The following is a 14,303-nucleotide window of genomic DNA, read 5'->3' as shown; positions in this document are numbered from 1 at the left end:
CCAGACCTGAGAGAACGGAAGGGTATGCCGACCGATCGAGCCATCGTCGCGACATGCCACGGACCGCGGAAGCCGGTCCGGGCAGGCGGCCCGCGTCTGCGCGGGACCGGCGACGACGGACTGTCGGTCGTCGAGGTGATCGTCGCCCTCGCGGTGATCGGCACCGTGATGACCGCGATGTTGCCCTTCCTGGTCACCTCGGTGGTGATGGTGTCCCAGCAGCGCGATGAGCAGGCCGCGGTCGAGATCGCCAACGACGCCCTCGAACGCGCCCGCGCGCTCAAGCCGTCGTCGCTGCTGGTCGGCCGGGGCGAGCAGACCACCAAGAAGCAGTGGGCGGACGCCCCCGATCGGGTGCGTGCCTACCTGACCACGATGAAGCAGGACTGGGATCCGGCGGATGTCCTCGCCGGCGCCGCCGCGCCGCTGCCCACCGAGCCACGCGTCGTCACGGTCTACGGGACGCGGTACAGCCAGAACTGGTACGTCGGTCGCTGCTGGCAGCCCCGGGTCGATCCGTCCAAGACGGTGGTCGCCGACTGCGCCCCTGCCCTCACGCAGGCCACCGACGTGGCCTTCTTCCAGGTCGTCGTCGCCGTCACCTGGACCGCCCGCAGGTCGGTGACGCAGGGATCGTGTGTCCAGGGGGTGTGCGCCTACGTGGCCACCACCTTGGTCAGTCCCGGTACGGACCCGATCTTCGACATCAAGCGCCCGCCGCCCACGGTCACCACGCCGCCGACCCAGTACGGCTACGTCAACGAGGCCGCCAACCTGCAACTGGCCGCCACCGGTGGCTGGCTGCCGCGTACCTGGACGCAGACCGGGCTGCCGCCGGGCCTGACCCTGGATCCCGGCACCGGCACGATCACCGGGACCCCGACGACCGTGGGCTCCTCGTCGGTCACCGTCGTGGTGACGGACCGGGACAGCAAGACCGACGACGCGACGTTCACTTGGGCCATCGCCCAACCGCCCGCGCTGACCAGCCCCGGCGATCAGACCAGCCGGATCGGCATCGGCGTCAACCTCGCCATCGCCGTCACCGGAGGACACACGCCGAGGGTGTGGTCGGCCACCGGCCTGCCGGCCGGGCTGACGATCAACACGTCGACCGGTGTGATCACCGGCAACCCCACCACCGAGGCCAAGACCATGCAGCCCGTCACGGTGACCGTGGTCGACGCCGGCAAGAAGACCGCCTCGGTGTCGTTCGGCTGGCGGGTGCTCACCCAGGTTCAGGCGGCCACCCCGCCGACGCAGACCTTCGCCAGCGGCTCGAGCGCCGGAAACTTCACCGTGCCGGTCTCCGGTGGCCTGCCGCCGTACACGTGGCAGGCGTCCGGGCTGCCCGACGGCTTCTCCATGAGCACCGCGGGCGTGGTGACCGGCGTCGCCACCAACGGAACCCGGTACGTCGTGACCGCGGTCGTCACCGACAGTGCCGGCGGCACGGCGACTGTCACCGTGGTCTGCAACGTGACCCCGCAGAACAACGACCTCCGGGTGACCAGCCCGCTCGTGGACCGGACCAGCACGATCGCCGCCGCGCTGCCGGGGAACGCCACCGCCTCCAACGGTTCCGCCGGCCGTACGTGGTCCTCCTCAGGTCTGCCGCCCGGTGTCACTTTCAGTGCCGGCGGAGTGTTCGGGGGCAAGCCGACCACCACCGGCACGTACATCGTCAAACTCACCGTGCAGGACAACAGCGGCCGGGTGGCGAACACGATGTTCACCTGGAAGGTGACTCCGTGACCGGCGCGCGGCGGCGTGCCGCGGGCGAGGCGGGCTACTCGCTGGTCGAGGTCGTGGTGACCGCGGGCCTGATGAGCGTCCTGATGGTCATCTTCACCACCGCCGTCCTGCAGGTGTTCCGGACCAGCGGGCAGGTGGAGAACACGGCCGATGCGCGGTCCCAGCTCCAGCTCGCCTTCCAACGGTTCGACCGGGAGCTGCGCTACGCGTCCTGGATCGCGCAGCCCGGCAAGGTCGGCACCGCCTGGTACGTGGAGTTCGCCTCGTACGACGGCAAGGAGTGCCTGCAACTCCGGCTCCAGACCGCGCCTCCCCTGGTCAAGGACAACGACATCGACGGCCAGGGTGTGCTGCAACTGATCCGGTGGCAGCCCGGCACCCCGGCGGTCAAGACCCGGCCGAACCAGACGATCGGCTCGCAGCTGGACACCGCCACCGCGCCCTTCGAGCTCCAACCGGCGGGCGACACCATCGCCGACGCCGTCCCGTTCACCCCGGACTTCCAGCGGTTGCGGGTGCGGTTGACCGCCAAGGTCGGCACCGGCGTCGCCACGGTGGACACGACCTTCACCGCCCTCAACACCTCCCGCAACACCCCGGCCACCCACACGTGCAGCGAAGGGAGACCCACGTCATGACCGTCCGGACCACTGACACCGGTACGTGTTCCGACCGCGGCTCGATGCCCCTCGCCATGCTGATCACCCTCGTCGGCATCCTGGTGAGCGCGGCGCTCGTGCCCGTGGTCGTGACCCAGATCAGCGGTACCCGCGCGGTCGCCAACCGCACCCAGGAACTGCAGGCCGCGCAGGCCGGTATCGACATGGCGCTGGGTCAGCTGCGCAGTGCCACCAACGCGAGCGGGGCGGGCGACCTGGAGTTGCTGCCGCCCTGCACGATGACCGGCGGCACCGGGCCCGACCTGAGCACCGGCGCGGCGCCCGCCCGGATGCGCTACCGGGTGACGATCACCTACTACAAGCTCGGCGACACCGTCGACGAGCCCGAACCGCAGCCCTGCCCGCCGATCTATGTGCCGGTCATGGCCACGTTGTCGGCCACCGGCGGCCGGTCGACGACAGCCGACTCGCTGACCGTCGGAAGCCCCGGTACCCGCACTGTCGAGGCGACCTACACCTTCCGGACCAACAACGAGAACATCACCGGCGGTGCGATCCAGCTCGCCTCGCCCACCACGAACCCGCTGTGCATGGACGCGGGGAAGGACGCCTCCCCGATCGCCGGCACCCGCGTCAAGGTCCAGGTCTGCAAGCCCGGCGGCAGCAGCGACCAGCGCTTCGGCTACACCTCCGATCTCAACCTCAAACTGATCGGCTCCGAGACCTCGGACGCGCAGAGCGGCATGTGCATCGACGTCCCGTACCCGCGGGCAACCGGTGACCCGGCGGTGTTCCGGCCGTGCGAGGGCTTGTCGCCGCGCCAGCAGTGGAGCCTGAACGACAACTCCAACTTCAGCAGCACCCGGGAGAAGGAGGTCAAGCTCGGCGACTTCTGCCTGAACCTCAAGACCGCGGGCACCGCCGGCAGCGACGTCGTGCTGGGTGCCTGCGGTGGCGGCGACAACGTGCGCATCTTCCGGCCGCAGAGCGGGGTCGGCGCCGGCATGGCCTCGGCGAAGGTCGGTCAGCTGGTGAACTACAAGCAGTTCAGCCGCTGCCTGGACGTCACCAACTTCACGCCGACCTTCAGCTACATGATCGTCTGGTTCTGCAAGCAGTCGCCGGACGGGAACATCCCGTGGAATCAGAAGTGGACCATTCCCGCCCAGGCGACCTCGATGGTCGGGGCGGTACCGGAGCGCATCCGGTCGCCCAACTCCGGATACTGCCTCAAGAGCCCCGGGTCCACCGCCGCCAACAAGTACGTCACGATGGGCCCGTGTGCCGCCACCGGCACGCTCACCGACGCGAGCATGAAGTGGATCGTGTACGGCGACACCGGCGACTACACCACCAGCTACCGCATCGTCGACTCGTACGGCTACTGCCTCGTTCCCACCGACATCACGGTGGCCAACCCCGACACGCACCCCGACGGCACCGCCAAGGTCAAGGTCGCCGTCTGCAGCAAGTCGGAGCTCCAGAAGTGGAACGCGCCGGCCAACCTCAACGAGCCGCTGACGTTGACCAACACGCGGGAGAGATGAGGTTTACCCCGGCAGGGGCGGACGGCTGCGGTGCAGCTCGGCCAGTTGCTCCGGGGTCATGCTCTCGCGCGCCCGCCTTCGGCGTTCCGCCATCTCGGCCAGTTCCTCCGGGCTGAGCTGCGCGGCCAGGGCCTGCCGCCGCGTCGCCATCTCGCGCAGTTCCTCGGGTGTGTAGGTGTGTTCCACCGCGGTCATCTCCTCGATCAACGTCACCAGGACCGCCGCGGACGGGGTGCCCGCGGCGTCGAACTGTCCCAGCACCACCTCGAGCCGGTCCCGCAGCCGCGTCGCCCGGGCGATCCGGTCGCGGACCTGGTCCAGCTGGCTGCGCAGCAGCTCGCGGGCCTCGGGCCCGGAGCCGTCCAGCAGCGCCGCGATCTCGACCAGGGCGAAGCCGAAGCCGCGCAACGCGACGATCCGGTGCAGCCGGCGGACATCGGCGTCGGTGTACCGCCGGTGCCCGGCCGGGCTGCGCAGGGAGGGCCGCGCCAGGCCGATCTCGTCGTAGTGGTGCAGGGTGCGCACGGTGAGGCCGGTGGCTGTGGCCAGTTCGCCGACGCTCCAGGTGCCCATGACGGAGACGCTAGGTCCTTCCGTTACGTGAGGAGCAAGCCTGCGGTCACGGGATCTGCCAGACGGTGGTCGGCCCGGCGGAGGTCGGGCAGGCCAGGTACGGGCGGCGGACCATGCAGCCGTACGGCGCCCCGGTCTGCATCGAGCCGACGGTGTGCACAGTGCCGTCGCCGCCGTCCGCGACCGCCACCCAGGTCCGGCCCGTGAGCTTGCTGTCCTCGCGCAGCTCCAGACCGCCGACCGAGAGCGTGCGGCCGAGTTCGCGCCGTACCGCCCCGGTGCGCGCGTCGAGGATCGCCGACTCCGGGTTCTCCTGCTGGTCGTACGCGAGCAGGGTGCCCTCGCCGAGCCGGAACGCGTTGCGCCAGGCCGGGTCCGACCAGCGCACCGAGCCGTCGCTGGGGTCGAGCCCGCTCACCCGGCCGGTGTCCGCGATGCACAGCACCGGCCCGCAGTCGTGCACGAACCCGGTCGGGCCGCCCTCGGTGCGCCACCGCCGGGTCAGTTGCGGCAACCGGTACGCGGCCAGCGAAGCCCGCCCCTGCTCACGCCGCGACAGGTACAACTGGTCGCCGGACACCGTGACACCGACGAAGTCGGCCGAGAGCGTGCCGTCCGGCTCCGCCGGCAGCCGTACGCCCAGGTCACCCTGGCCGAGCACCGACCCGTCGGCGAACTGCAGCGTGGTGACCTGCCCGTCGACCCCGAGGACCACGATCCGGTCGGGGCGGTCGGTGAACAGGTCGTCGTTGAGGATCTCGCCGACCCCGGCGACCATCCGGCTCCAGATCGTGGCACCGGTGCGCGCGGAGGCGAGCCGGAGCTCCGTACCCCCGTCGTCGGTGTCGATGCGCAGCAGCGCGTGGCCGCCGCTGAGGGTGACCACCGTGGCGTTCGGCTCGTTCAGGGTCCACAGCACCTTGCCCTCGGTGGCGTCGAGGAACGACATCCGCGGGGCGCTGCCCGATCGGGCCAGCAGCACGCCGCCGTCGAGCGTCAGGTTCTGCACGTTCTGCGGCAGCGAGGTGGCCCACAGCTGCTCGCCGCCGGGCAGGGCGTACCGGCGGATGCCCGATTCACTGTTGGGGTTCGCGCCGAAACTGGCGGTGTAGAGCGCGTCCGGGCCGAGGGTGAACGCGGCGGCCGCCGTACCCCCGGCGGCCAGGATCGGCTCCATGGTCCGCGCCGGCGGCGTGGCCGCCACCAGCGTGAGCAGGGCGGTGACCAGCACAGCGAGGATCAGGACCGGTCGCGGCGCGCTGAGCCGGGGCCGCGGTGCGGCCGCGCCGGGCTCGGCGCGCGGGGACGCGTCGAGATCTATGAGCGGTACGGCGTCAGCCACGCGTTCAGCATGACGGGCAGAAGCGACCATGGGTACGGTCCGCTGTCACTCATCACTGTGGGTAGGCTGCCGGTATGTCTTACACGGTGCCGCCGACCCGCACGGCCGCGGTCGTCCAACAGCTCCGTAACGAGATCGTCACCGGTGAGTTACCGCCCGGGACGCTCATCAAGGACGCCGAGCTGGCCGCCCGGCTCGGCGTCAGCATCACGCCGGTGCGCGAGGCCATCGCCCAGCTCTCGGTCGAGGGCCTGATCGACATCGCCCCCAACCGCACCCGGCACGTCACCAAGATGACCCAGAAGAACGCGCTCGAGCTCATCGATGTGATGGGCGTGCTGGCCTGCGCGGGCTTCGAGTGGGGCGTGGAAAACCTGACCAGCACCCACCTCGACCTGATGCGCCAGCGGCAGAAGGAGTTCGTCGAGGGGCTGCGCACCGGCAACGTGCTGGCCGCCGGGGCCGCGGGCGCCGACTTCAGCACCATTGTCATCCTGGCCAGCGGCAACCGTGAGCTGCAGTCCATGGTCGACCTGGTGGTGGCGCGCACGCTGCGCATCCTGGCGATGGGCGCGGAGAGCAACCTCTGGGACGTGTGGATCACCGGCCACGAGGAGATCCTGCAGCATCTGGAGTCCGGCGACTCGGCGGCGGCCCTGGAGCGTTACCGCCAGATCTACGTCGAATACCGCGCCAAGGTCGAGCAGGTCCTCTTCTCGGAGTAGGGCTACGCCTGGGCCAGCCGAGGCAGCAGCGGGCCGAGCACGTCCAGCCCGGCCCGGCGTACGGCATAGCGGGTGATCCCCCACCGCTCGCGGTGCGCCCGCACCGCCGCGACGATCTCTTCGGCCGTGCCCACCAGCAGGAACGGCACCTGGCGCAGCTCGTCGACGCTCATCGCCAGCCGCTCGGCGTGCTCGGCGAGGAAACCGGCCGCGTCGTCGGTCACCTCAACCAGCTGCACCAGCGCCTCCAGCGTGGCGTCGCCACCCTCCCGCGCCAACGCGACCTGCGCGTCGATGTCGGCCGGCCGCCAGCGCGCCTCGTGCTGGTGCCCGTCGGACTTGGTACGGCCGAAGCCGGTCAGGCCGACGATGTCGGCGTGCTCGCCGGCCCAGCGCAGCAGCCGCGAGTTCGCCGTGCCGATCAGCAGCGGGATCCGGTCCTGCACCGGGCGCGGCTGCTCCAGCAGAGCGTTGAGCATGGTCAGCCCGGGCGTGTCCACGGTGACCTTCTCCCCCGCCAGCAGCCGGTTGGTCGCCTCGGCGACGGCGATGCACCGGTCGACGCGGCCGCGCACGTCCGGGCGGACCTGGCCGATCGCATCCCACTCGGCCGGCGTGTGCCCGGCGCCGAGGCCGAGCAGCGCGCGCCCGCCGGAGACCACGTCCAGCGTCGCCACGTCGGTCGCCAGCAGGATCGGCTCCCGCACCGCGGCGTTGGAGACGTACGACCCCAGCTTGAGGGTCGTGGTGACAGCGGCGGCCGCGGCCAGCGCCACGAACGGCGCCGCGCAGGAGCCGGGGTGGTCGGCGGCGAGCAGCGTGTCGAAACCGGCCGCCTCCGCGCGGCGGGCGAGGTCGAGCCAGTCGGCGGCGTCGGTGGGCTGAGCCTGGAGCGCGAAGTCGGCCATGGCGCGATTCTGGTCCCGCCCCGGCCCGGGTGCCCGCCCGTGGCCGCCGGTTTCGCTGTCGGCGTACCCGCCGAATGGCGGGGACTTTCCGCCAGTTGGCGCTCGTCCCCGCGGGCCGCGACCACCCAAGCTGAGGACAGCGATCACACGCTTGTGATCTGCTCGAAACCAGGAGGCCCGCCCATGACCCTGTCCGTGGAGATGACGCCACCACCGTTCGACCCGGAGCTCGGCGCGGCCCTGCCGGCCATCACCGAGATGATCCCCGCCGCGCTGACCGCGGACCTCATTCCCGCCCTGCGGGCCGGCGGTCCCCTGGGCGCCCCGACCGACGACGACCTGCGCCGCGAGGGCAAGTTCACCCTCGAGGAGCGCACGGTCCCCGGCCTCGACGGCGACCCGGACATCTCGCTGCTCATCCTGCGGCCGACCGCCGCCACCGGCACCCTGGGCTGCGTCTACTTCACCCACGGCGGCGGCATGATCCTCGGCGACAACCGCACCGGCGTGCTGGAGGCGCTGGACTGGGCCGAGGAGTTCGGCCTGGTAGTGGTGTCGGTGGAATACCGGCTGGCCCCCGAGACGCCGCACCCGGGCCCGATCAACGACTGCTACGCCGGGCTGACCTGGACCGCCGACCACGCCGACGAACTGGGCTACGAGGCCGGCCGGCTGATCGTGGCGGGCGGCAGCGCGGGCGGCGGGCTGGCCGCGGCGCTGGCCCTGATGGCCCGGGATAAGGGCGGACCGGCGCTGGCCGGCCAGATGCTGATCTACCCGATGCTGGACGACCGCAACGACACGTACTCGTCGCGCCAGATGGCCGGCCGCGGCATCTGGGACAGCACCGCCAACGACACCGGCTGGACGGCTCTGCTCGGCTCGGCGCGGGGCGGGCCGGACGTGTCCCCGTACGCGGCGCCGGCCCGGGAGACGGACCTGTCGAACCTGCCGCCGGCCTTCATCGACGTCGGCTCGGCCGAGACCTTCCGCGACGAGGACGTGGCCTACGCCAACCGCATCTGGCAGGCCGGCGGCCGCGCCGAGCTGCACGTCTGGCCGGGCGCGTTCCACGGCTTCGACGCGACGGTGCCGCAGGCCGGCATCTCCCAGGAGGCCCGCGCGGCAAGAGTGCGCTGGCTGCACCGCCTGCTGGACGTCTAGCCTCGGGGAATGAAGGACCTCGCCGTCCGGCTGGCCGCGCTCGACGCCGACGCGGGCGCGGCGCTGCGGGTCATCTCGTACTTCGACAGCCTGGTGGAGTCCCGCGCCGGCCTCCAGTCGATCGTGCGCGGCGCGGCGGTGCTGGCCGACTGCCCGGCCCGCCTGCGCGACGACGAACGCCGGGTGCGGATCCGGGTCACCGCGGCGGGCGTGAGCGCCTGGCAGGACGATCCCCCGGCGCCGGACTGGATGACCACCGGGGCGGGCTCGGCGACGCTGTGGCTGGAACGCGCCGGCCCGCCGGGCCCGGTGGAGGCGATGATCCTGGAACGGGCGGCGGGTGCGGCCCGGGCGGTCCTGGACCGGACCCGGGGCCGCGCACCCGCGGCCGACCCGGCGTCGGCCGAGCTGATCGTGGACGCGTCGGCTCCGGCGGACGTACGCCGGCAAGCGGCCCGCCGCCTGGGGCTGACGGAACCGGCGTACGCGATCGCCCGGCCGTCGGAGATCCAGGTGCGGTCCGGACCGTTGCCGAAGCTGCCGGGCCGGGCCGGAATCGGCCCGGCGACGGCGATCCTGGACCTCCCGGCGTCCTGGGCGGCGGCGAAGGTGGCCCTGCGCTTCGCCGCGGACGGCACCGACGAGGACCCGGGCTCCCAGGTGGTCCACGCCGAGGAGCTGGGCGCCCTGGCCCTGCTGGCGGAGGTGGGCGACCAGTCGAACACCCCGGACGTGCGAGCGCTGGACCACGCGGCCGCGGCGGCGCCCTGGATGCTGACCACCCTGCACACGATGGCGACAAGCATCAGCCTGCGCGCGGCGGCGACGACACTGCGGCTGCACCACTCGACGCTGCAGGACAGGATCACCCACGCGGAACACCTGCTGGGCTGGAACGTCCGCTCCCCACAAGGCCGCCTACGCCTCCAGCTGGCGCTGGCCCTGCGCCGACTGCACCGGCACCCGTGATGGAGCTCCAGCGCCTGACCGAGCGGCACGCGGCTGAGGTGTTGCGCTTCGAGCGGGAGAACAGGGAATGGTTCACCCGCTCGATCTCCGACCGCGGCGACGACTACTTCACGGAGTTCCCGGCCCGCCACGCGGCGCTGCTGGCGGAACAGGCGACCGGGCTGTGCCACTTCCACGTCGCAGTCGACGAGGAAGGGGCGGTGATCGGCCGGTTCAACCTGGTGGACGCGGTGGACGGGGAGGCGGAGCTGGGCTTCCGGGTGGCGCAGCGGGTCGCGGGGCGCGGCGTGGCCACGGACGGGGTCCGCCGGATCTGCGACCTGGCGGCCGGCGAGTACGGCCTGAGCAGGCTGATCGCGGACGCGGCGGGAGACAACGCCGGATCGCTGAAAGTGCTGCACCGCACCGGGTTCCGGCCGATCGGCGAGGTGTCGTTGCCCGGCCGCCTCGGAATCCGGCACGTCCTCGAGCTGCGGCCCTCAGAGGGTCCGTAGCTGATCGAGGGCGGCCGCCCAGGCCTCGAAGTACAGCTCGCGGGGCACTTTGAACCACCTCGTGTAGGTGTTCGACTCCCGCACCTCGTCCCAGTCCCCGTCCCCCTCCGCGACGAAGACGTGGTCGCCGTGCTGCCAGAGCATGACGTTCCAGCCTTGATCGGAGTCGTGGTACGGCTCGGTCAACGTGCCGCAGGGGACGTCGGCGAGGGTCCAGGCCCGCATCTCCGCCTCAGTCTCTTTCAACCATCCCCAAGGCATGACAATCCCCAGCGACGGGACTGTGTAGGTGAGGTTGAGGCCGTACGCCCAGGTCGAGAACTCGACGGTGAGGTCGCGCGCCTCGGGAAACTCGTCCTCGCTGAAACCGACCAACCCGGTCGTCAGATAGTCGATGTTCATCGACCGCAGTCTGCCACGCCAGACAGCCGCATCAGGTACTCAAGATTTGGTAGTAACACTGCCTCAAATTTTGGTAGTTGTGACAGCGGGATTTTGGTAGTTTACAGGCCACAGATTGGTGTCTCAGGCGTGCTGGACCTGGACGAACTAGGCACTCGAGATGCCGTGGTGGCCAACCCGCAGACGGCGGTCGCGACGCCAGGCCTGCTGTGCGTGGACGAATATCAGCATGCCCCACAGATCCTCGACGCCTTGAAGGCTCGGCTGAATCGCGAAGGCACCCTGCCGGGCACCGCCGTGCTAACCGGGTCGACCCGCCAGGACGCGTTGCCCCGTACGGCCCAGGCGCTCACCGGCCGGCTGCACACCTTGACCATCTGGCCGCTGTCACAAGGGGAGATCGGCGGCGTCAGCGAGAACTTCCTACCGGCACTTCGTGCAGAGCCCGACGCGGCGGTCGCGGCCCATCCTTCATCGACGACTTCCCGTACGGAGTACGTTGCCCGGCTCTGCGCCGGAGGATTCCCGCTGGCCCTGCGCCGAGCGGGCACCGCACGAGATCGGTGGTTCGACGACTACATCCGCCAGTCCTTGGAACGCGATGCCATCGAGCTTGTCCGGATCCGTCAGCGCAACATGCTTCGTGAGCTGCTGGGTCGCCTCGCCGGGCGAACCGGGCAGGTGCTGAACGTGGCCAACGTGTCTCAGGGCCTTCCCGGTGAACGCAAAACCATCGAGGACTACATCCGCCTTCTCGAAGACCTGTTCCTCATCGACCGGCTTCCCGCTTGGGGCAAAACGCTACGCACGCGAGCCGCGGCATCACCGAAAGTACATGTCATCGACACCGGGGTGGCCGCTCGGCTCATGCGCATCACACCCGCCAAGCTCGCCACCCTCGACCCGACCGCCTTGGCGGAATTCGGGCATCTGCTCGAAACCTTCGTCGTCGGCGAGCTCCGAAAGCAGGTCTCCTGGCTGGACGAGCAGGTCTCCACGGGACATTGGCGCACCCACGACGGCGACGAGGTCGACTACGTCATCGAGTTCGATGACGGCCAGGTCCTGGCGTTCGAGGTCAAGGCGAACGAACGCGTTCCGGGCGCTGATCTCAAAGGCCTCCGGAGGCTGCGAGACACACTCGGCGACAGGTTCATCGCCGGAGTGGCGCTCAGCACCGGGCTGCGCTCGTTCACCTACGAGGACCGTATCCACGTCATGCCCGTCGACCGGCTCTGGACACCCATCAGCCGATAGCTCATCCGCGCTAGCTGCGCTCCGTCACACCGGCCGGGTCCGTCACCGTGGTGCGCCGCCGCGAGCGCTTCAGGGCCATCCACAATGTCGCGAGGATCGGCGCGTAGACCATGACAGCGACCACCAGACCCCACCAGAACCGGCCACTGCCCACCCCCGCGCCGAACCCCTCGCCCGCCCAGCGGGCGACATAGGACAGCAGCGGCAGGTAGAAGACGACGAAGTAACCCACAGCCAGCCCACACCCCGCGAGCCACACCCACCGGAACCACGCCCCCACCCGCAGGTCCTGAGGATCGGCCTGGTGGAGCTCGGCGCGCTGCTGCTGGTCCAGGCGGCCGACCGCCCGCCGGAGCAGGAGCGACTTGACGCGCCACAGGTCACGGCAGCCGGTGGCCGTCACCAGGACGCCGTACAGGTCGGTACGCAGGAAGATCATGCACTGCCACAGGATGCTCGCCACCAGCACGAACACCAACGCCGGCAAGGGCTGGACGGGTCCGGCCACGAGCTGCGCGACCAGCAGGACCGCGATCAGCACAGCGTCGATGGCCAGGCCCGCGAGCTGGGGCCCGTACCGTTTGCGGCGCGGGACGCTCCAGAGCTGGGACAGGTCGGTCTCGAAGACCAGGAAGAACAGCCGCCGGTCGACGCCGAAGCGGGTGCGCAGGTTCAGCGCCCGGGCGGCCAGCCAGTGCCAGCTCTCGTGCACCGCGACCAGTGCGTAGGTGACTGGCAGCATCAGCAGCAGGCTGGTGCCGATGTCGCCGGTGACCAGCAGGTCGGTGGGCCGCGGCCACAGATCCGGGCGTACGGCGAAGCACGCCACCGCCACCAGCGCGGCGAGGCCGTAGCCGCACCACGCCGCCGGGGAGAACAACGGCCGCACCAGGACGGCCGGTGGTCCGCCGATCCACCCCCGTTGTTGCACCGGCGCGGTCGCCACCGGTGCGGCCGTCCGCGCCTCGTCGTCGATGAAACCGAGCTCACTCAGCGCCGTCAGGAAGTCCGCCATGTCCACCGGCTCACCGGCGAACGCCGAGGCGCGCTCGCCGGCTTCGGCCACGGTGGCGCCGGCGAGCAGCGCCCGCACCATCACACCACCCACTGCGGGCACGGCGACGAACGTGCCCTGCTCCGGGTCGCCGATGAGCACGTCGTCGCCGTCGTCGACCACCGACAGCGGTCGGAGCCGGACGGTGGCGTCCCCGGGCACCGGTACGACACTCACGACGGTGCCCCGGCCGAACGGGCGACAGCGGCCGCGGCACACAGCGCACAGTCCGGGTTCCGCGGCCACGGCTCCCGGCGCTGGGCGCCACCGGCCGAGACGTCCAGCAGCACCTCGGCCCCGGCGGCGTACGGCGGCTCGTAGCCGGTCAGATACCGCAGCGCCTCGAACGCCACCAGTGATCCGATCAGCGCAGCCGAGGGTCCGTTCGCCCGGTTCACCCGCGGGATCCGGGCGCTGAGGCGTTGGGCCGTCACGGCCGCCGGCGGCAGCACCGCCGACGCGATGCCCTTGCCGTCGCCGTACGCGTGCACCCGGCACTCGTAGCAGCCGCTGCGTCCCGGGTCGACGGAGAAGTAGATGAGCTGGGAACCGGTCATGCCGCCGCGCACCCAGGGGATCCCGGCCCGCACGCAGGCCTCGTTGACCCAGTTGTCGATGCGTTCGCCCTGGTCGATGCCGGACACCACCAGGTCCACGCCGTCGAGCAGGCCGGTCACGTCGTCCGGCCCGCGCACCCAGCGGCGCACCGTGCGCACGTCGATGCCCGGGTTGAAGGCGCGCACCCAGTCGGCGGCCCGTTCCACTTTCGGGGTGCCGAGGTCGGCTTCGCGGTAGAGGAACTGCCGGGCCAGGTTCTTCGGCTCCACCTCGTCGTCGTCGAGCAGGGTGAGCCGGCCGACGCCGAGCCCGGCCAGGCTCTGCAGCACGTTGGAGCCGAGCCCGCCGGTGCCCAGTTGCAGCACGTGGGCGTCGCGGACCCGCTGCTGGAGGTCCGCCTCATTGACCTCCAGCGACGCGTACAGCTCGAAGAAGGCCAGGTTGCTGAAGTCGCGGCCGGCCCGCTCGCGGTCGACGGCGCGGTCCACGTCGCGCAGCATCCGCAGGCCGTCGAGGGCGGTCAGCGCTTCGGTGAGCTCGCCCTGGCCGACCGCCGGGCCGTCGGCGCCGAGCCGGGACCGCAGCTCCGCCGCCGTGCCGGGGTGGTCGCGCAGCACCGTCAGCAGGCGCTCGACCTGGCCGTCGGGGTCGTCGAGCTCCACCGAGCGGCTGGGATCGCAGACCACGTACAGGGCGGTGCCGGCGCGTTCCCAGGCACAGGGTTTCAGGCCGATCCGCATCGTTTACCTCCGTGTTGGCCGCACCGCAAGGAAAGGGCGGACGGCCGCACGGTGCCGCTGCGGCCGTCCACCTCACGTCATCAGGAGTCCGGCCACTGCGTGGACTTCACCGATTCCACCGTACGGATGATGATCTTCATCAATCTCACCTCCCTCGCACGTCCGGACTTCGTCCGCCCATCACGTATCCACAAG

The 14,303-nt window shown here is 71.1% G+C and carries 14 protein-coding genes; 8 read left to right on the top strand and 6 right to left on the bottom strand.

The window, feature by feature from the left end:
• Nucleotides 1-24 precede the first annotated feature (24 nt).
• From ACQP2Y_RS06130 to ACQP2Y_RS06120, 3 genes are read left to right on the top strand one after another with little or no spacing between them, the layout of a single operon-like run.
• On the top strand, nucleotides 25-1,755 hold the full coding sequence (locus tag ACQP2Y_RS06130) for a putative Ig domain-containing protein (protein WP_433725363.1): 1,731 nt from the start codon (nucleotides 25-27) through the stop codon (nucleotides 1,753-1,755).
• Complete coding sequence (locus ACQP2Y_RS06125) at nucleotides 1,752-2,393, top strand: type IV pilus modification PilV family protein (protein WP_433725361.1); 642 nt, start codon at nucleotides 1,752-1,754, stop codon at nucleotides 2,391-2,393. Before ACQP2Y_RS06130 ends, ACQP2Y_RS06125 begins: the two co-directional genes overlap by 4 nt.
• Complete coding sequence (locus ACQP2Y_RS06120) at nucleotides 2,390-3,922, top strand: ricin-type beta-trefoil lectin domain protein (RefSeq protein WP_433725359.1); 1,533 nt, start codon at nucleotides 2,390-2,392, stop codon at nucleotides 3,920-3,922. Before ACQP2Y_RS06125 ends, ACQP2Y_RS06120 begins: the two co-directional genes overlap by 4 nt.
• Nucleotides 3,923-3,925: 3 nt before the next feature.
• Here ACQP2Y_RS06120 and ACQP2Y_RS06115 read toward each other — a convergent pair whose 3' ends face one another.
• A complete protein-coding gene (locus ACQP2Y_RS06115; RefSeq protein ID WP_433725357.1) occupies nucleotides 3,926-4,495 on the bottom strand; it encodes a MerR family transcriptional regulator in 570 nt (189 codons plus the stop codon).
• Between the two features lie 46 nt (nucleotides 4,496-4,541).
• Nucleotides 4,542-5,837, bottom strand: coding sequence for a PQQ-binding-like beta-propeller repeat protein (locus ACQP2Y_RS06110; protein ID WP_433725355.1), 1,296 nt, complete (start codon nucleotides 5,835-5,837; stop codon nucleotides 4,542-4,544).
• A 74-nt stretch (nucleotides 5,838-5,911) separates the two neighbouring features.
• On the opposite strand from ACQP2Y_RS06110, the gene ACQP2Y_RS06105 reads away from it, so the two are divergent.
• Nucleotides 5,912-6,562: a GntR family transcriptional regulator gene (locus ACQP2Y_RS06105; protein WP_433725353.1), complete on the top strand. Its 651-nt coding sequence runs from the start codon at nucleotides 5,912-5,914 to the stop codon at nucleotides 6,560-6,562.
• A 2-nt stretch (nucleotides 6,563-6,564) separates the two neighbouring features.
• Here ACQP2Y_RS06105 and ACQP2Y_RS06100 read toward each other — a convergent pair whose 3' ends face one another.
• The gene (locus ACQP2Y_RS06100; protein WP_433725351.1) at nucleotides 6,565-7,470 is read right to left on the bottom strand and encodes an LLM class flavin-dependent oxidoreductase; all 906 of its coding nucleotides are present in this window, start codon (nucleotides 7,468-7,470) and stop codon (nucleotides 6,565-6,567) included.
• A gap of 183 nt (nucleotides 7,471-7,653) precedes the next feature.
• Between ACQP2Y_RS06100 and ACQP2Y_RS06095 the strand changes: the two genes are divergently transcribed.
• From ACQP2Y_RS06095 to ACQP2Y_RS06085, 3 genes are read left to right on the top strand one after another with little or no spacing between them, the layout of a single operon-like run.
• A complete protein-coding gene (locus ACQP2Y_RS06095) occupies nucleotides 7,654-8,634 on the top strand; it encodes an alpha/beta hydrolase (RefSeq protein WP_433725349.1) in 981 nt (326 codons plus the stop codon).
• A 9-nt stretch (nucleotides 8,635-8,643) separates the two neighbouring features.
• Nucleotides 8,644-9,603, top strand: coding sequence for a helix-turn-helix domain-containing protein (locus ACQP2Y_RS06090; protein WP_433725347.1), 960 nt, complete (start codon nucleotides 8,644-8,646; stop codon nucleotides 9,601-9,603).
• Nucleotides 9,603-10,097 (top strand): GNAT family N-acetyltransferase, encoded by a 495-nt coding sequence (locus ACQP2Y_RS06085; protein WP_433725345.1) that lies wholly within the window; start codon nucleotides 9,603-9,605, stop codon nucleotides 10,095-10,097. Before ACQP2Y_RS06090 ends, ACQP2Y_RS06085 begins: the two co-directional genes overlap by 1 nt.
• On the opposite strand, the gene ACQP2Y_RS06080 is transcribed toward ACQP2Y_RS06085, so the two are convergent.
• Nucleotides 10,083-10,499, bottom strand: coding sequence for a hypothetical protein (locus ACQP2Y_RS06080; protein WP_433725343.1), 417 nt, complete (start codon nucleotides 10,497-10,499; stop codon nucleotides 10,083-10,085). The two genes, ACQP2Y_RS06085 and ACQP2Y_RS06080, sit on opposite strands and share 15 nt — an antisense overlap.
• A 129-nt stretch (nucleotides 10,500-10,628) precedes the next feature.
• Between ACQP2Y_RS06080 and ACQP2Y_RS06075 the strand changes: the two genes are divergently transcribed.
• Entirely contained in the window at nucleotides 10,629-11,756 is a 1,128-nt protein-coding gene (locus ACQP2Y_RS06075) for an ATP-binding protein (protein WP_433725341.1), read from the top strand.
• Between the two features lie 10 nt (nucleotides 11,757-11,766).
• Here ACQP2Y_RS06075 and ACQP2Y_RS06070 read toward each other — a convergent pair whose 3' ends face one another.
• The gene (locus tag ACQP2Y_RS06070) at nucleotides 11,767-12,987 is read right to left on the bottom strand and encodes a hypothetical protein (RefSeq protein WP_433725339.1); all 1,221 of its coding nucleotides are present in this window, start codon (nucleotides 12,985-12,987) and stop codon (nucleotides 11,767-11,769) included.
• Entirely contained in the window at nucleotides 12,984-14,108 is a 1,125-nt protein-coding gene (locus ACQP2Y_RS06065; protein WP_433725337.1) for a HesA/MoeB/ThiF family protein, read from the bottom strand. Before ACQP2Y_RS06065 ends, ACQP2Y_RS06070 begins: the two co-directional genes overlap by 4 nt.
• Between the last annotated feature and the right edge of the window lie 195 nt (nucleotides 14,109-14,303).

The organism is Actinoplanes sp. CA-051413, from assembly GCF_050955795.1.
GTDB lineage: Bacteria > Actinomycetota > Actinomycetes > Mycobacteriales > Micromonosporaceae > Actinoplanes.
This window is presented reverse-complemented; position numbering and strand designations above follow the sequence as displayed.